20 protein-coding genes are annotated in these 16,673 nt (G+C 64.3%); 10 read left to right on the plus strand and 10 right to left on the minus strand.

The genetic code is table 11. The annotated features are described in order from the left end of the window. Window positions 1–13: 13 nt before the first annotated feature. From pstA to pstS, 3 genes are all read right to left on the minus strand, one after another. Entirely contained in the window at window positions 14–955 is a 942-nt protein-coding gene (pstA, locus tag ACSMXN_RS00865; RefSeq protein WP_022915510.1) for a phosphate ABC transporter permease PstA, read from the minus strand. Beyond that, window positions 952–2,109, minus strand: a complete 1,158-nt coding sequence (pstC, locus tag ACSMXN_RS00870) for a phosphate ABC transporter permease subunit PstC (RefSeq protein ID WP_022915509.1) — start codon at window positions 2,107–2,109, stop codon at window positions 952–954. The genes pstA and pstC overlap by 4 nt, the downstream gene beginning before the upstream one ends. 155 nt (window positions 2,110–2,264) lie before the next feature. Further along, window positions 2,265–3,392 (minus strand): phosphate ABC transporter substrate-binding protein PstS, encoded by a 1,128-nt coding sequence (gene pstS / locus ACSMXN_RS00875; protein ID WP_022915508.1) that lies wholly within the window; start codon window positions 3,390–3,392, stop codon window positions 2,265–2,267. Between the two features lie 596 nt (window positions 3,393–3,988). Between pstS and ACSMXN_RS00880 the strand changes: the two genes are divergently transcribed. Together ACSMXN_RS00880 and ACSMXN_RS00885 are read left to right on the plus strand one after the other, a co-directional pair. Beyond that, window positions 3,989–4,618 (plus strand): HAD hydrolase-like protein, encoded by a 630-nt coding sequence (locus tag ACSMXN_RS00880; protein WP_022915506.1) that lies wholly within the window; start codon window positions 3,989–3,991, stop codon window positions 4,616–4,618. Window positions 4,619–4,929: 311 nt separating this feature from the next. Next, window positions 4,930–5,364, plus strand: coding sequence for a hypothetical protein (locus ACSMXN_RS00885; protein ID WP_155958553.1), 435 nt, complete (start codon window positions 4,930–4,932; stop codon window positions 5,362–5,364). 52 nt (window positions 5,365–5,416) lie between these two features. Here the strand turns inward: ACSMXN_RS00885 and mshD are convergent, their stop codons facing one another. Together mshD and ACSMXN_RS00895 are read right to left on the minus strand one after the other, a co-directional pair. Then, entirely contained in the window at window positions 5,417–6,337 is a 921-nt protein-coding gene (gene mshD, locus ACSMXN_RS00890; RefSeq protein ID WP_022915504.1) for a mycothiol synthase, read from the minus strand. Window positions 6,338–6,353: 16 nt separating this feature from the next. Next, the gene (locus tag ACSMXN_RS00895; RefSeq protein ID WP_022915503.1) at window positions 6,354–7,223 is read right to left on the minus strand and encodes a winged helix-turn-helix domain-containing protein; all 870 of its coding nucleotides are present in this window, start codon (window positions 7,221–7,223) and stop codon (window positions 6,354–6,356) included. Between the two features lie 123 nt (window positions 7,224–7,346). On the opposite strand from ACSMXN_RS00895, the gene ACSMXN_RS00900 reads away from it, so the two are divergent. The 5 genes from ACSMXN_RS00900 (at window position 7,347) to ACSMXN_RS00920 (ending at window position 10,748) form a co-directional block, all read left to right on the plus strand. Beyond that, window positions 7,347–8,120, plus strand: coding sequence for an alpha/beta fold hydrolase (locus tag ACSMXN_RS00900; RefSeq protein ID WP_022915502.1), 774 nt, complete (start codon window positions 7,347–7,349; stop codon window positions 8,118–8,120). After that, entirely contained in the window at window positions 8,083–9,267 is a 1,185-nt protein-coding gene (locus tag ACSMXN_RS00905; protein WP_022915501.1) for a hypothetical protein, read from the plus strand. Before ACSMXN_RS00900 ends, ACSMXN_RS00905 begins: the two co-directional genes overlap by 38 nt. Before the next feature lie 68 nt (window positions 9,268–9,335). Next, a complete protein-coding gene (locus ACSMXN_RS00910; RefSeq protein ID WP_455407666.1) occupies window positions 9,336–9,425 on the plus strand; it encodes a putative leader peptide in 90 nt (29 codons plus the stop codon). Between the two features lie 190 nt (window positions 9,426–9,615). Next, window positions 9,616–10,443, plus strand: coding sequence for a sulfurtransferase (locus ACSMXN_RS00915; protein ID WP_022915499.1), 828 nt, complete (start codon window positions 9,616–9,618; stop codon window positions 10,441–10,443). Window positions 10,444–10,448: 5 nt separating this feature from the next. Continuing rightward, window positions 10,449–10,748, plus strand: a complete 300-nt coding sequence (locus ACSMXN_RS00920) for a DUF1416 domain-containing protein (RefSeq protein WP_022915498.1) — start codon at window positions 10,449–10,451, stop codon at window positions 10,746–10,748. Window positions 10,749–10,941: 193 nt separating this feature from the next. Here ACSMXN_RS00920 and ACSMXN_RS00925 read toward each other — a convergent pair whose 3' ends face one another. Further along, window positions 10,942–11,334 (minus strand): DsrE family protein, encoded by a 393-nt coding sequence (locus tag ACSMXN_RS00925; protein ID WP_022916006.1) that lies wholly within the window; start codon window positions 11,332–11,334, stop codon window positions 10,942–10,944. Window positions 11,335–11,460: 126 nt separating this feature from the next. Here ACSMXN_RS00925 and ACSMXN_RS00930 point away from each other — a divergent pair, with 126 nt between their 5' ends. Continuing rightward, the gene (locus ACSMXN_RS00930; protein WP_022916004.1) at window positions 11,461–12,024 is read left to right on the plus strand and encodes an FABP family protein; all 564 of its coding nucleotides are present in this window, start codon (window positions 11,461–11,463) and stop codon (window positions 12,022–12,024) included. Between the two features lie 305 nt (window positions 12,025–12,329). On the opposite strand, the gene ACSMXN_RS00935 is transcribed toward ACSMXN_RS00930, so the two are convergent. After that, window positions 12,330–13,199, minus strand: a complete 870-nt coding sequence (locus ACSMXN_RS00935) for an aminodeoxychorismate lyase (protein WP_051149097.1) — start codon at window positions 13,197–13,199, stop codon at window positions 12,330–12,332. Window positions 13,200–13,290: 91 nt separating this feature from the next. Here ACSMXN_RS00935 and ACSMXN_RS00940 point away from each other — a divergent pair, with 91 nt between their 5' ends. Both ACSMXN_RS00940 and ygfZ read left to right on the plus strand, forming a co-directional pair. Next, window positions 13,291–13,734 carry a Fur family transcriptional regulator gene (locus ACSMXN_RS00940; RefSeq protein WP_022916001.1) on the plus strand — a complete coding sequence of 148 codons (444 nt, stop codon included), beginning with the start codon at window positions 13,291–13,293 and terminating at the stop codon, window positions 13,732–13,734. Continuing rightward, window positions 13,731–14,837, plus strand: a complete 1,107-nt coding sequence (ygfZ, locus tag ACSMXN_RS00945; RefSeq protein ID WP_022916000.1) for a CAF17-like 4Fe-4S cluster assembly/insertion protein YgfZ — start codon at window positions 13,731–13,733, stop codon at window positions 14,835–14,837. The genes ACSMXN_RS00940 and ygfZ overlap by 4 nt, the downstream gene beginning before the upstream one ends. Here the strand turns inward: ygfZ and crcB are convergent. The 3 genes from crcB to ACSMXN_RS00960 are packed head-to-tail and all read right to left on the minus strand — an operon-like array spanning window position 14,822 to window position 16,673. Beyond that, on the minus strand, window positions 14,822–15,181 hold the full coding sequence (gene crcB / locus ACSMXN_RS00950) for a fluoride efflux transporter CrcB (RefSeq protein WP_022915999.1): 360 nt from the start codon (window positions 15,179–15,181) through the stop codon (window positions 14,822–14,824). The genes ygfZ and crcB overlap by 16 nt on opposite strands. Continuing rightward, a complete protein-coding gene (locus ACSMXN_RS00955) occupies window positions 15,178–15,654 on the minus strand; it encodes a FluC/FEX family fluoride channel (RefSeq protein WP_081649405.1) in 477 nt (158 codons plus the stop codon). Before ACSMXN_RS00955 ends, crcB begins: the two co-directional genes overlap by 4 nt. 2 nt (window positions 15,655–15,656) lie before the next feature. Next, window positions 15,657–16,673, minus strand: a complete 1,017-nt coding sequence (locus tag ACSMXN_RS00960; protein WP_022915998.1) for a Gfo/Idh/MocA family protein — start codon at window positions 16,671–16,673, stop codon at window positions 15,657–15,659.

A 16,673-nucleotide genomic window follows, 5' to 3' on the forward strand; every position in this document is an offset into this window, starting at 1 on the left:
TAGCGGGGCGGAGTTAGTTGGAGACCTTCGACCGGCGGGCGATGAGCCGGGCCAGCAGGTTCAAGGCCATGACCAGGATGATCAGCGTCAAGGCCGCGCCCCACATCCGGTCGGCCGCGTAATGCACTGTGGTCTTGTGGCCGTTCTTGAGGATGGTGGTGTTACCGATGTTGGTGAACTGGTCCTTGATCATGCCTGGTAGCGATCCTTGGGGCCCGGAGAACAGATTGCCGTTCTTGTTGGGGGAGTAGCCAACGAGGATCAGCAACGGAGCGGTCTCGCCGGCGACCCGGGCTATGCCGAGGACGATGCCGGTGACGATGCCGCTCATCGCGGTGGGCAGCACGATCTTGACGATGGTCTTCCACTTCGGAACGCCGAGTGCGTAAGACGCCTCACGCAGTTCGTTCGGCACCAGCTTCAACATCTCTTCCGTGGTGCGGACGACTACCGGGATCATCAACATCACCAAGGCCAGCGAGACGAGCCAGCCGGCCCGTTGGCCACCGAGGGTCGTGACGAACACCGCGTAGATGAACAGCGCGGCGACGATCGACGGAATACCAGTCAGGATGTCGACCATGAAGGTGGTCGCCTTGGCGAGTGGCCCGCTGCCGTACTCCACCAGGTAGATCGCCACGAGCAGCGCGATCGGCACCGAGATGACGGCGGTCAACAAGACCTGCTCGAGCGTCCCCAGGATGGCATGCCAGGCGCCGCCGCCCGGATCACGGTAGGTGATACCCCGCTGGGTGCCGGTGAACCAACCCGCTTCGGTGATCGCGTGCAAACCGCGGTCCAGCACTGTCCATAGCAGCCACACCAGCGGGATCAGCGCAACCAGGAAGGACGCCGTCACCAAGACGGTAGCTAGGTTGTTCTTGAACTTTCGGCTGGCCGATCCGCCAGAGCTGGCCAGGGTCGATGGGCCGGGAGCCGTGGCAAGTGCGGTCATGAGAACTCCTTGCGGCGATTGACGACGGCTCGAGCAGCTGCGTTGACGGCAAAGGTGAGGATGAACAGCACCAGGCCCGCCGCGATGTAAGCGCCGGTCTGCTTCGGGCTGTTGAACTCCGAGGCGTTGTTGGCGATCTTGGATGCGAAGGTTTCACCGCCATTGAAGATCGACCAGGAGAAGGCGCCAGTGTTGGAGACCTTCGACAGGATCAATGAGATCGCGATCGTCTCGCCTAGAGCGCGACCGAGGCCGAGCATGGCGCCACTGACGAGGCCGGGACGGCCGTACGGCAATACCGCGAGCCGGATCATTTCCCACCTGGTCGCGCCGAGTGCCCAGGCTGCCTCGATGTTGGCGCGCGGCGTCCGCTCGAAGACGTCCCGGCAGATGGCGGTGACGATCGGCAAGATCATCACCGCGAGAACGACGCCACCGGTGAAGATCGTGCCGCCACGAACGTTGTAATCCTTGAAGAGTGGGAACCATCCGAGGTTATCGGTGAAGAAGTCGGCGACCGGCTGAATCTTCGGCGCGAGCACCGTGATGCCCCAGATGCCGTAGATGATGGATGGGATTGCGGCCAGCAGATCGATGACGTACGCGACTGGGCGGGAGAGCTGCTTCGGCGCGTACTGCGAGATGAACAGCGCAATACCGATCGCGATCGGCACCGAGATGACCATGGCCAGCACCGAAATCAGCACCGTGACCCACAGCAACGGGAGCACGCCGAAATTGAGGACGCTGCCGTCGACGTCCCAATTGCGAGAGAACAAGAAGTTCGACTTGTCGTCGAAGATCGCCGGAGCCGCCTTGACGATCAAGAAGAGCGCGACGAGAGCGATCAGTACGACAACGAAGAGCCCGGCGCCCTCGGTGAGCCCGCGGAAGACGCGGTCACCGATGCGAACCTTGCCGTTACCACCGATTGAGGTTTCGCCAGCCCCGAAGACGGGTGGCGACCCGTCGAGCGTGCCGATCGCGAGCGGTTCACTCGACGCTACGACGATACGCTCGCCGAAGTTGTCCAGGCCTTGGCCCGCATCGGCACCGCCGGCCTGCTCCTCGACTTGCAACTCGGGTATCGGGCCCGCGATCTCCGGCCCGCTGCCGTCGCGCCCGTCCCGTTGCCGGGCTTTGCGATCAGTCATGCTCTCTCGATCTGGCATCGTCGTCTGGGCTCCATCTCACGAGAATCCCGCCGGACGTCTCGCTGCTTAGGTCTTATCCGGCAGCAGACGCCCGGCGGGGTGATCGTTTGGTTTTCAGAATCTACGAGTTCTCGTGTTGCGTCTAGCTGAGCTGCCTAGCTGATCGAGGCGACTGCGGCCTTGACCTGGGTCTGGATGCCACTCGGCAGTGGTGCGTAGCCGAGATCCTTCAGGGATGCCTGGCCATCGCTGGAGGTGTAGGAGAGGAAGGACTTCACCAGGCTGCCGATCGCGGGATCGGAGTACTTGGAGCAGACGATCTCGTACGTCACCAGAATGATCGGGTATGCGCCCGGTGCCTTGGTCGCGTAGTCGAGCTTGAGGGTCAGGTCCTGGCCGCCGTTGCTGGCAACCTTTGCCGCCGAGACCGCAGCACCCGCCGAGTCGGCCGTCAGTTCGACTGCGCCGCCGCCGTTGTCGACCTTGGCCGTGTCGAGGTTTCCGCTGACCGCGAACGACCATTCGACGTAGCCGATGGCGCCGTCAGTGGAACTGATGGCCTGCTGCACACCCTGCGAGCCGGTCTTGCCTTGGCCCACGAAGCCAGCCTTGGACGAGTCCTTGTCAGGTGTCGAGGTGAAGTCCGTCGGGTCGTTCGCCGCCAGGTACTTCTCGAAGTTCTGGGTGGTGCCCGAGGAGTCGCTGCGGTAGAAGACCGTGATCTTCGTCGAGGGCAGGTTTGCGCCGGTGTTGATGGCCTTGATCGCCGGGTCGTTCCAGGTGGTGATCTTGCCGAGGAAGATCTTGGTGATGACGTCAGGCGTCAGCGTCAAGTCGGTCAAGCCGTTGACCTTGTACGCGACGGCGATCGGCCCGGTGACCATCGGGAGGTCGAGTGCCGGTGAGCCACAGGCCGTGGTGGCCTTCGCGACCTCGCCCTTGGCGGGATCGAGTGCTGAGTCAGAACCGGCGAAGTTGTCCTGCTTGGCGATGAAGTTCGACACGCCCGCACCGGAACCAGTGCCGTTGTAGGTGATCGTGGTTCCAGGGCACTTCTTCTGGTAATCCTGAATCCACTGAGCAATCGCGTTCTGCTGCGCGGTCGAGCCTTCAGCCTTCAGCGAACCCGTGCTACACGAAACTGTCGATGCGCTTGAGGCAGCACTCGAAGCGCCCGCCGAGGTTGTGCTCGACGAATCGCTGTTCGAGGAGGAGCTGCAAGCGGTTAGCGCTACGGCACCCGCAAGTAGTCCGGCGGCAATGCCCATCCGGTAGATCTGCACCCGTGGTCCCTTCGTTGGTCACTGTTTCACCGACTGTGGTGATCACCCGGTCGGTGAGTCGACAGGTTGAGTCGACAGATTGTGTCGACAGCGACGCTAGGCAGTTCAGATGGACTGTCGGGGAGTGCTTGGTGAACGGAAGGTGAATGCCGCGACCATATTTGCTAACGCTGTGGTGCTCTTCACGTGTCCGGCAGGTGAACTAGTTCAAGGCTCTATGGCTTTCTCGGCAAACGTGCGGTATGTGACCACAACCCCGAGCTGCGCCATGGATTTCCGGAAACGCCTGCGGGCCGATGGCGTCCGTGCAAACCTGACCCGTGTAGTGCACGACCTGAACAATGATCGGCGGAAGTGGGGTACCGCTAGAAATCGTGTCAGCCACCGCAAACGGCGGCGACAGCGCACTCGAGACACATGCCCGCTTTACGGGGCGATGACGCTGGATGTGCCGATTGTGGCCAGCGAAGTGGTAGGCCAACGAGCAGGCACTTGGTCACAACGAACGCGGCGTCCTTGTTGCCGCTGGAGGATCTGATCGGGACCGACCAGATCGCCGCAAGGTTGGAAACCGCCTACGCAACGGTCATCACTCGATGACCGCCTTGTTCGCGGGCCAACCCGCTCCCGGAATCGCCTTTGACCTGGATCTGACATTGATCGACACTCGCGAGGCGACCGCCTTCGCCCTCGAATCGGTGAACGCATCGCTTGGCACTGCGATCGACGTGGACGAGTTCGTGAGACGCCTCGGGCCACCCATCCGGGCCGAGCTCAGCCGCTGGGTCGCCGACGAGCTCCTCGCCGAGGCTGCCGATCAGTTCAGAGCTGCCTTTGTGGGGACGGGACTGCAGTTCCTGGAGCCGCTACCTGGGGCGGCGGCTGCGCTGGCCGAGGTCGCCGCTCGTGGCGGCAAATCGATCGTCATAACGTCGCGGCGTCAACATATTGCCGAGGCGGCACTGCGCGTATGTGGCTTATCTGCTGACCTCGTCGTTGGCGGCATGACTGGGACCGAGAAGGCACCGGCGATGCGCCAGAATGCTGCGGGGTGCTATGTGGGCGACCACCCGCTGGACATGGCGGGTGCCGCTGCCGCCGGTGTCCCTGGCGTCGGGGTACTCACTGGCTCGCACAGTGAGCAGGACCTGCGCAATGCTGGGGCGTCGCTCGTTCTGGCGTCGCTGCTGGACTTCAGACGGCTCTTCGACGGGCCGGTCAGGTGAGTCGGGTCGCCGCGGCCGCTACCCTCTTGGTCGGTCCACCTCGCGACGAACGGTGCGCGGAGAGCCGGAACCCACGGCGTCGGCCCTGCCCCAGCCGCGTGTAGAGCCGAACCCACGCTCCGCATCGCCGCTGGCGGTTCGATGGCAAGTCCGAGTTGAAGTTCTGTGTCGCGGCAGCATCGAACCGACAGAAAGATGCGTTCGATCCAGCCGGACGGCATGGATTTCTGGAAACGCCTGCGGGCCGACCGACTGCGTGCAAGCCTAGCTCGCGTAGTTCAACGTCCGGTGTATTAGTCAGGAGAATGAGAATGCGGAAGGTCCTTCCGGCCTTGGTCCTAGCGGCCGCGTCTGCGGCGATGATTGCGGCCGCGTCATCGGCTAGCGCGCATGTAGTAATTGTGAATGGCGGCCACGACTTCACCTACCAGGGTTGCGAAGCGCACGCAGAGGCTATGGATCTGAACGCCGGTAGCAAACCCGGGTTCGCTCAGTACGTCATCACCAAGGGCTACAACGCGAAAATGCCTGGTGGCTGCGACTGGGACATTTACACCAAGTACGACTACTGGGACGGCCATGCAGTGCGCCACGGCCAAGCGCACTACGTGAGCGTGCAGCAATCCAAGACTCCCGTATTCAGTGTCTTCGGCAACGTCAGGGTGACCGGAATGACGGTAGAGCTTTGCCGGACCGTTGGCACGACATACTCGTGTAAGTCGTTCGTGGGCACCGTTACCACCTGAGCTAAATTAGGTAAATGGGCCTTGGTGGGTGACGGGCAGCGACGTCTGCTCGTCACCCGCCTGCCAGCGCGTACTGGGTGTCCGTTGCGAACGTTGTGAAGCCGAGCTTGCGATACAGCGCAACCGCGGTGGTGTTCGATTCGTCGACGTACAGCAGCACGGTCCCGAGACCTGCCGCGGCCAGGTGATTGAGGCCAGCATTGAGCAGTAGCAGCCCGAGCTTCAGACCTTGGGCCGACGGATCGACGCCCAGGACGTAGACCTCACCCATCGCCGGTGTGGATTCGGTGGCGGCGTGCACCTTCGTCCAGTGGTAGCCGATCATGTCGTTGCCGCGCGTTGCGACCAGGAAGCCAGCCGGGTCGAACCAGTCCGAATCGATCCGATCCTGGAGGTCGGTCTGCGTCCAGCTGCCCTGTTCGGGATGGTGGGCAAACGCGCGGGAGTTCACTCCGAGCCATGCCTCGTCGTCCTGGCCGGGCCGGAACGGCCGGATCTCCACGCCGGCGGGCGGTTCAACGGGTGCCGCCTCGTAACCGGACAGATCCAACCGCAGCTGGAACAGCGATCGCGTCGCTCGCAGGCCAACGGCCGGTGCAACCCGGTTGAGCGCGCTGGCGTCGCCGTGTGCCCAGACGAGCAGCGGCGTTCCCTCGATCTCACGAATGGCGCCGCGCAGCAAGCCGCTGGCGATCTCGTCCTGAACTGCTTGGGGTTCGCCAGTGTCGACGGCTATCTCCAGCTCGAATTCTGAACCCGAGGCTGCTGGCTGGAGCTGTGCGTAGCCGAGCAGGCGTCCGCCGGATTCGATCACGAAATGGCGTATGGGATCGCCTGCTTGCAGATGGAGCAGCGCCTGCTCGCTCAGCTGAGGGTTGTCAGCAGCGTCCGGCGCAGTCGAGACGAGACGACGAACCCCCCCGACCTGTTCGGTCGAGGGGGTCCGGACGCGTGTTGGTTCAGGAATGCTCACGCATGCACGTTAGCCGTCAGTTCTCGAATTCATCGAGGGTGCTGCCGGCAAAGCTGGCTTCTGCGTAGTCGTCATCGGCAAAGTCACCTTCGGCAAAGTCACCGTCGGTGAAGTCAGCCGCCGCGAACTTGGAATCGCTCTCTGCGTCCTGCGCTGCGGAACTGCGTTCGGCCGCTTCGGTGGAATCGCCGGCGTCGCCGCCTCGAGCCCGCAGGCCCGGTTCGGCCGGCTTGACGAATTTGTAGCCGACGTTTCGTACGGTGCCGATCATGGCTTCGTACTCGATCCCGAGCTTTGCCCGCAACCGGCGCACATGCACGTCGACGGTGCGGGTGCCTCCGAAGTAGTCATAGCCCCACACCTCTTGCAGCAGGTGTGAGCGGGAGAAAACCCGGCCCGGGTGCTGCGCGAGGAACTTCAGCAGCTCGAACTCCTTGTAGGTCAGGTCAAGGGTGGCCGTCTTCAAGCGCGCGGTGTACGTCGTCTCTTCGATGGTGAGGTCGCCGACCTTCACCATGCCGGGCTCACCGTCGACCACGGCGCTACGTCGCGCCAGAGCCAACCGGAGCCGCGCATCGACCTCTGCCGGTCCGGCCGTGTCGAGCAGGACGTCGTCAACGGCCCAGTCCGCAGAGAGTGCGACCAGACCGCCTTCCTTCAAGACTGCCAATACCGGCAGGGTCAGCTCGGCGGTGGCCAGCACCTTCGTGAATGCACGCGCCCCGGCCAGATTGAACCTGGCGTCGATCAGGACGGCACCGGCGTGACTGGTCAGCAGGGGGCTGACGTCGAATTCTGAGATAGTGACCTGGTGCCCAAGTAGGCCCAGGGCTGGAAGAACCTCGGTTGTCGGCTGCGCTGCCGTGGTGAGGAGGACTAGATCCATGGTTGCCTCCCGCTGGCGGGGTCGGGGTGATTTTCGGGGCGATGCTTGCGAACGGGTATTGCTACAACATCACTGCTAAAACATCACTGCCACGTTGGCCGGAAAGGACAGGCTCCCCTCCCCATGCAGGAAGCTGAGCATGACACTGAACAGGTTCGCCTGATCTCTTCGGACGGCGTAAGCCTTCTCGCTCATTATTACGCAGGTGTTACACCAGGCCCGTGTTATCTCTTAGGTCACGGTTTCACCGGGTCTGGCCACCGGCCTCAGGTGATCGAGATTGCGCAGAAGTTGCGTTCGCGAGGCGCCTGCGTGCTGGTGATCGACTTTCGCGGGCACGGCGGTTCAGGCGGGACGAGCAGTGTCGGCGTGACCGAAATCGCAGATGTCTCGGCAGGACTGCAATGGCTTCGGGAGCGTCATCCGGAGGCGGCGGTGGCCGCGTTGGGGTTCTCGATGGGAGCCTCGATCGTCCTTCGCCATGCGGGGCTCTGCCAGGGATCGGGTTCCGCGGACGCCGTGGTGGCCGTCAGCGGTCCCGGCAGATGGTACGAGCGCGGCACTGTTCCGATGCGCCGGCTGCACCGCGGCCTCGAAACCCGGCTCGGGCGAGTCGTAATCAGGCGGCTTTTCAAGATCCGGGTCGGTGGCGGCTGGGATCTGTTACCTGTTTCGCCAGTCGAGGTCGCAGCAGCAATCGATGTGCCGCTGCTGATCGTGCACGGCGATGCCGATCCTTATTTCGGGCTCGAACACCCGCGGATGCTGGCAAGCGTCGCTCCCCGAGCACACCTGTGGATCGAGGCCGGCATGGGTCACGCCGAGAGTGCCACCGGACCTGAGCTGCTCGATCGGATCGATGACTGGGTTCGCGGGAACGTTTGTCTGGGACGATGAGCGGGTGACCGACCGCTCGACGACCGACATCGCCTCAGCTTCCTCCGGGGCGGTCGATCCGGCCACGGCGCGCTCACAAGGATCGGTCGCCGGGCACGCCGCGCAGGTTCCGCTTGCGACGATCAGCCTGCTCGCCGGCGCGGTGCTCCTGGCGGGTGCGTACGTCGGCACCGCGGCAATGGTCGTCGCGGTGGCAGTCGTACAAGTCGCGCTGGTGCTCAGCTGGGTGCTCGGGACGGGACTACCAGGCCGAATCGGCGCGCTGATCTTGGGCGTGTTGGCCGCAGGCGCGAGCGACGCGGTCATCGTGCAGTGGCACGAGACGGGTTATGAACCCGTCCTCGGCGTGCTCGGCGTGGCGTTGCCGCTGATGTTCATCCACCAGCTGACGCGCGGCGTGGTTCGCACGCGAGTAGTCGAGTCGCTCGCCGACATCACGGTGATGTTGCTTGCCGTCGTTGCGATCGGGGGCTTGATCCTGCTGCGTTATCAGGGCAACGGGGACAAAACCTCCGGTGCTGTGGCGGGTGCCATCGCCGCTGGGCTGGTGGTATCTCACCTGACCGACGCAGTGTTTCCTGCGCTGCGGTTTGACCCCGAGGTCGATCGGGGGCTACCGGCCGTCGTCCTCGGCGTCATCGCGGGCGGCATAGTCGGCACCCTGATTTTGCGGGACATCATCGATTTCGCCGGCGGCCGGTCCGCGTTCGTCGGTGCCACCGTCGCTGCCGTCGCGTGCCTCGTCTCCATTGGGGCCAGCTTCGCCGGGATGCACTCGACGCTGACGCCCCAGACCATGATCGGTCCTCCTCCTGTCACCCCCACTCTGGTGACTTCCATCGACGAGTCGTCGCCCAGCGCGGACAGCTCGCCGGAAAGTGGCGCTGATGCAGCCGCAGACTTTGACGAGCGGGGTGACCGGGAGATTGACGAGCAGGGTGACCGGGAGATTGATAGGGAGATTGACGGGGCGATTGACGGGGAGATTGACGGGGAGATTGACGGTGAAGGCGGGCCAGACAGCGGTCCGGACGGTGAGATCGTGTGGGCTGGCGTGCCCAGGCTTCGTCCGGTAGCCGCCTCACTGATCAGCATCGCCCTGGCCACGCCTGCCGGGTACGTTCTGGTCAACGCCATCATCGGGTGATCAGCTGGAAGGCAACGCCAGGTTGACGGGTTCGCCGAGTTGCCAGTCTGAGTTAGTCTGTAGTCACTATGGGGTATTCGCTGACGCCGCGCTTTCTGACCTCCCGTCGCGCGGTCGACCTGTGCCGGGTCGACAGCTGCCTCTGTCGAATGCGCTGATCGGGTAACTCCCGCGGCGCGTCCGCGTCCGAGATGGGGCGCGCAGCTGCCCAGTCGAGTTGTCCAGCCGCCTCCCAGCCCAGCCGGGTTCCGATGTGCGCAAACGCTGCTGCCATAGCAATTCAATGCAGTCCCGCAGAACTTGTTCAAGCTTCAGATCGCTCGATACCTACCCAAGGAGAAAAAAACAATGAGCCGCACCGATGCGCTCGTCACGGCCGATTGGGCCGAAGAACACCTCAATACCCCCGGCGTGGTCCTGGTCGAGGTCGATGAGGACACCTCCGCCTATGAAGGCGGCCACATCGCGGGTGCGGTGCGCCTGGACTGGAAGACCGAACTGCAGGATCAGACGATTCGCGACTTCGTATCGAAGGAGCAGTTCGAGGCCCTGCTGTCAGCCAAGGGCATCTCCAACGATGACACCGTCGTTCTCTACGGTGGCAACAACAACTGGTTCGCGGCGTACGCCTACTGGTACTTCAAGCTTTACGGTCACGGCGACGTCAAGCTGCTCGACGGCGGCCGCAAGAAGTGGGAACTGGACGGTCGCGAGCTGTCCAAGGACGAGGTGAAGCGTCCGGCCACCCAGTACAAGGCCAAGGACCAGGACACCTCGATCCGCGCTTTCCGCGATGAGGTCATTGCCTCCATCGGCAAGAAGAACCTGATCGATGTCCGTTCGCCCGATGAGTTCTCCGGCAAGCTGCTCGCACCGGCACACCTGCCCCAGGAGCAGAGCCAGCGTGGCGGCCACATCCCCGGCGCGGTCGACGTGCCGTGGTCGAAGGCTGCCAACGAGGACGGCACCTTCAAGTCCGACGTACAGCTCCGTGAGCTGTACGCCGACTTGGACCAGTCCAAGGAGACCATCGCGTACTGCAGGATCGGCGAGCGCTCCTCGCACAGCTGGTTCGCGATTCACGAACTGCTCGAAATCCCGAATGTCAAGAACTACGACGGCTCGTGGACCGAATACGGTTCGCTGGTCGGCGTTCCCATCGAAAAGGACGTCTGATAACTATGTGCGGAGCTCCTGCTCAGACCCCCACGCTGCCTGCGCACGTGGACATCGAAAAAGAAACCGTCATCTACGGCGTCGTGACGAAGGACGATGCGCCGGTGCCGGCTGCCTACGTCCGGTTGCTCGACAGCACGGGTGAGTTCACCGCCGAGGTCGTCACCTCGGCCACCGGCGACTACCGCTTCTTCGCTCGTCCGGGCGAATGGACGCTGTCGGTGCTGCACAACTCCGGTTCGGTCCGCAAGACCATCTCGGCCGCTGCTCCCGGGCTCGTAGAGGCCTCGCTTCAGCTGTCCTAACCGCACTCCCTAACCCGCTTCGGGCGAATTGTGTAACGCTCGGCACCGCTACGGTGCCGAGCGTTACACGATTCGGAGGGGGTCGTCCCGACCGGAGGGTCGGAGGGGGTCGTCCCGACCGGAGGGTCGGAGGGGGTCGTCCCGACCGGAGGGTCGGAGGGGGTCGTCCCGACCGGAGGGTCGGAGGGGGTCGTCAGTAGACGATCGCCTGTGCGTCGGGTTGCAGGATCTCGTCGACGAAGGTCGTCGAACCAGAAATACGCACGCCCGGGATCAGATCCACCTCGGTGATGCCGCGCCGCTGGGCACACTGGGTACAGACGGTGAGCGTGCCGAATTCGAGAACGGTGTCGCGCAGGTCGGCCAGCGGCGCTGAATGTGGCAGCGAGAAATCCTCCGCGCGGCCGGGCACGCCGAACCACGACGCTTCGCCGGTCAGCCACAGTGAAACCTGAACGCCCGACGCCAGCGCAGTAGCGGCCACGTTGAACGCCTGAGCGCACCGTTCGGCGCTGTCCGTACTGCCTGCTCCTGCGGTGCATTTCACGACGAGGGTGCGACGGGTGGGGCGATCGGCGCTGGTCATGGGCACTATCCTTCCTGATATGGAGACCTTCTACGTCACGCTGCTCATCGTCGCTTTTCTCGCGATCGGAGCCATGGCGGTGCTCGTCCTGAAGAACCTGTTCGCCGGTCAGCGCTGACGTCGCCCGTGAGCACTCCGGCTGAGGCCGACGGCGTCCCCGAGGTCGTCGATACCGCCGACCTTCGGACCGGCCCTGAGATCCACCCCAGTCTGCTGGCCGTGCTGCCGCTGGTCGGTCGCTGGGCGGGCCACGGGGCGGGCATAACGCCCCACACTCAAGAAGAATTCAGCTTCGCGCAGCGCGCGACCTTCGCCCACGACGGGCGGCCGTTCTTGAGCTACACATCGCATTCGTGGCTGTTGAACCTCGACGGCTCCGTGTTGCGCCCGGCATTTCGCGAAAACGGCTTTCTCCGGGTCGGACCAGGCCAGGACGATCTGGAACTGGTGCTGACCACGGCCGCAGGAATCGTCGAGGTCTTCTCCGGAATAGCCGGTGACCAGCGCTGGGAGATCGCGACCGGCGCGGTGGGTTTCACCCCGACTGCCAAACAGATTGCGGGTGAACGACGCCTGTACGCCTTGGTCGGCGCTGCACCGCCCGCTCAGACCCTGGCGTACATACAGGAGTTGGCGATCGAGCCGGGGCAGTTCCGTCCGCACCTACAGGCCGAGCTCCTGCGGGCCTGAGCTCCGCTGGCCTTCGTTTGCTGCTGGCCTTCGTTTGCTGCTAGCGACCTTCGGTGGGCATTAAAAAGCCCCCGAGCCGGTTCGTGATGAACCTATTGCCGATCGGACAAGCTCGGCGACTCGAGGGCTCAAGGGTGCAACCGCTAGAAAGCGGCTACCTCCTTTTGGGTCCGAGAGCTCTTCAAGTTCTGGACCACCTCCTTTCCGTTACCAGCAATACGCTACGACCCGAAGACGAGGTTTGCGAGCACATTTTTCTCGTGGCTGATTTCTTGTGACGGAACTAAAACTTTCTTGTGAGGGAACTAAAACCCAGCCAAGGTCTGAATCTGGGTGGTCAACTCCCGTGAAGTTCGCAGCCGCCGACCGTTCAGCGTGTGCACCTGCGCCGCGCCCCGTCCACTCGACACCAACCAGACACCGTCCGCGGCGGCGAGTTCGGAAACCGTGCCGAGGCGGTATCCGGTGCTCCAGCCGACTTCGCCCGCAGCTGCGAACAGCGAACGCTGGGTGATCGAATCCAGGATGCCAGTGCCTTTCGTCGGTGTCGTGTAGAGCTGACCGGACTCGCGCCACACCACGGCCGACGTTGGACCTTCGAGGACGAAGTCGTCGGAACTGGTGAAGATCACATCGTCGGCACCGCGCTTTAATGCGAACCGTCCGGCCGCGATGTTCACCGCATACGAGAGGGTCTTCACGCCGCCGAGTAGCCAGGGTGCATCAAGGTAGGCATCTGAGGCGGTGCCTCGACTCAGGGTGATAGCCGAGACGCCCTCGCGACGCTGGCGAAGGGTGGTCTCCGAGAGTTGCGTCAGCGTCGCGATTCCAGTCACCGGCAAGGTCGGCGTCCGGGGTGCGGTCGGCAGGGACTCCCGGCCGCGGGTGAGCATCAGTCTGAGGATCGCCTCGCCGACGCAGTCCCAGCCGAAGAGAATCTCGCCGATCAGGTCTTGCCAACCTTCGACATCCACATCGGGCAGATCGAGCGCGGCGGCTGAGGCTTGCAGGCGTCGAAGATGGTCGCCGAGGTGATCGATGCGATGGGTATTTCGGCGGTCGCTGTCCAGACTCGTCACAACCCTGGTCGCTTCGAAGCAGCCATCGCCACGGGTCAGGCCCAAGTCGTCGGCGGCCACTACCGTGTCGTCGGGATCCACCAGGCCGATTCCCATTACGGCCACTGCCCGTCTTGTCACGCCCGGCAGCCTAGCCTGCCGAATAAAGGGCGGTGAGGGGGTAAAGACAACTACGATTGAACTCACGATGGCTCACTTCCATGCAACTCAGCCCGATTCGGCCGAACAGCTGGCGGATCGGTTGCGCGAGCGCGGCATGCGGATGACTCCGCAACGCGTGAGCGTTATGGCTGCTGTGACCCAACTTGTGCACGCCACCCCCGATCAAGTGGCCGAGGCAGTGCCGGACGTCGATCTCACCACCGTCTACCGGACGCTGGAGACTCTGGAACAGATCGGCCTGCTCGCGCACACCCATCTCGGCCATGGCGCCGCGTCTTACCGGCTGGCCAGCGACGAGCACGTGCACGTCGTCTGCCATCGCTGCTCGGCTGTCATCGATGCACCCCCTGGCCTCGTCGACCAGCTGGCTGATCAGCTGGCGAGCGAGCGCGGGTTCGTACTGGACAGATCTCATTTCACCGTCTTCGGCACCTGCGCCGATTGTGCTGCAGGAGGCACCGCGATATGACCGACTACCACTCACCGCTGATCGATTGGCCCGCGGCGGTTGCCGCCGATGGCCCTGATGCCGGGACGGCCTGGCACTACGGCGATCCGCTCGGCGAGCAGCGCTCGGCGACGACCGCGGCAGTGCTGGTCGACCGCTCCAACCGCGATGTCATCGTCGTGCCTGGTCCAGATCGCCTGGACTGGCTGCACGCGATCATCTCCCAGCACGTGGCCACGCTTGCGGACGGGGACTCGACCGAGTCGCTGGTGCTCTCCCCGAACGGCCACGTCGAACAGCACTGGCAGCTCACCGAACTCGGCTTCGGCCCCGCCAGCGCCGAGCCGACGGTATGGATCGACACCGAAGCCGGCGCCGCGGACGAAGTGCTCGGGTACCTGCTGAAGATGCGGTTCCTCAAGCGCGTTGAGCCAGCCATCGTCACCGCCGATTTCGCGGTGCTCTCGGTGCTCGGCCCGAATACAGCTGAGGTCCTCACCACCGCGGGGTTACCCGTGCCTTCGACCAAGGCGCTGCCGTTGCCCGAGGCGAACGGCCGCGGCTTCGTCAGGCCGCGCCCGGGTGGCGGTGTGGATCTGATCGTCGAGCGAGCGCGATTGCTCGAACTCGCCGAACGCTTGCGCGGCGCCGGTGCCCGGCCTGCTGGCAGTTGGGCCGATGCGGCACTGCGAATCGAACGGCGCGAGCCGCGGCTCGGTGTGGACACCGATCATCGAACGTTGCCGCACGAGGTTGGCTGGATCGGCTCTGCGGTGCATCTCAACAAGGGTTGCTACCGGGGGCAGGAGACGGTCGCACGGGTCCAGAACCTCGGAAAGCCGCCTCGCCGCCTCGTCCTACTGCACCTGTCGGGCGATTCCGAGCAGCTACCTGCGGCTGGTTCGGCTGTCGAACGGGACGGGCGATCCATCGGTTTCGTCGGCACCGCCGCGCAGCACCACGAACTCGGACCGATCGCGTTGGCCGTCCTGAAGCGCGGCGTCTCGCTCGGGGACGTCTTGATCGTCGATGGGCACTCCGCCGCTCTGGACCCAGCTGATGCCGAAGTGGTGTTCGTCGAGGGATTTGCCGGGCGGCTCGGGCCGGCTCAGACCAGCGCGTAACCGGCCGCTGCGGCACCGATACCGAGGATCAAGCTGAGCAGGACGTAGCTCGCCGCCGCGATCGACCGGTCGTTCTCGACGAGCTCGACGGCCCCGACCGAGAAGGTGGAGAACGTGGTGAGGCCGCCACAGAAGCCGGTTCCGGCAAGCGACTGCAGCGATTTCGAAGCGTCGCCGTCGAAGGCGGCGCCGGCGATCAGGCCGAGGATGAAACACCCGATGATGTTGACCAACAGGATGCCGTACGGAAAGCGGCCACCCGTCCGTGCTTGGACGAACGAGTCGAGCAGGTAGCGGGACGGCCCGCCGACCGCTCCGCCGAGAAATACCAACAACACGGTCACGGGAGCTCGGGGTCGATGGGGTCGACGGATTCGTGTTCGGAGGCGATCGCAAGGCGCGGTTCCAGCCGCCGAATCAGCGACATTCCCAGCACTGCCGCGGCGAGACCGCCGAGCACGCTCGCCAGTAGATAGCTCGCAGCCGTGATCGGGTGGTCGGCGATCAACCCGCGCACCTCAACAGCGAAGGTCGAGAACGTCGTGAAACCGCCGAGGACACCGGTACCGAGTGCTGGGCGCACGAGCGGGTGCGGTCGCCAGATCTCGGTCACGGCGACTACAAGCATTCCGAGCAGTAGCGAGCCCGCGAGGTTGATGCCGAGCGTCGCCCACGGGATCTGACCCGGCCGCGCGGGATAGGCGTATTCGAGGCCATAGCGAGCGATGCTGCCCACGCCACCGCCGAGCGAGATCACCGCAATCGTGCGCAGGTGCGCCGGGCCGGAGGGAGCGGTTCCGGTCGGGGTTGCGAGCATCGTCAGTTTTGCCCCTCGGCGAGCATGGCATTCGGGGACTCGGTGAATTCGATTCCCAGTTGGCGCAACGCTTCGTCCAGCACGGCCTGCACCGCCAGAGTGTCCTCCAACGGCATGATGGAGCTTTCGATGCGCCCCGCGCGCAGGCATTCGGTGACCTCGATGAATTCGTGCGCGTAGCCGCGACCGAGCGGCGTCCGGCGCATCGATTCAGGTTCGGCCGACTGACGGTGCAGAACGAGCGTGTCCGGGTGATGAAAGCGCGGCAGGACATCGATCCAACCGGTGGTGCCGAAGATTCTGGCCTGACCGGGCGTCGGACTGTGCAGATCACACATCAGCGCCGCAGTTTTGCCGGCACCGAAGCCGAGAAGCAGGGTGGCGGCCGCATCGACTCCGGTCGGCTCGAGCATGCCTTTGGCGTGCACGGTGGTCGGCGTGCCCAGCAGCATCTGTGCGAACGAAACGACGTAGACGCCGAGATCAAGCAGGGCGCCCCCGCCGAGCTCGAAGGCGAAGCTCCGGTCGGCCGGCCGGTATTCGCGGGCTACCCCCAGATCGGCCTGCACGCTGCGCACCTCTCCGATCGCCCCTTCGGCGATGAGCTCTCGGGCGCGAACGACAGCCGGCTGGAATCTCGTCCACATCGCTTCCATCGCGAAAACCTGACGTTCGCGGGCTTCGTTCACCAACTCGGTGGCACCGGCCATCGTGGCTGTAAACGCCTTTTCGACCAGGATGGCCTTGCCCGCCCGGACCGCGGCCAGGCCGATCGCGTGATGGTGGGTATGTGGCGTCGCGATGTAGAGGACGTCAATATCGTCGTCGGCGATGATCTCGGCGTAGGAGCCGAACGAGCGTGCGATGCCGTGTGCGGCAGCGAAGGCTTGCGCACGATCGAGAGAGCGTGAAGCTACCCCAACGAGCTCGGCCCCGGGCACGTGTTCGAAGTCGCCCACCACGGACGAGGCGATTTTGCCAGGCCCGATGATGCCCCAGCGAATTGCGCTGTCAGCCAT

This window comes from Parajatrophihabitans canadensis (assembly GCF_053764775.1).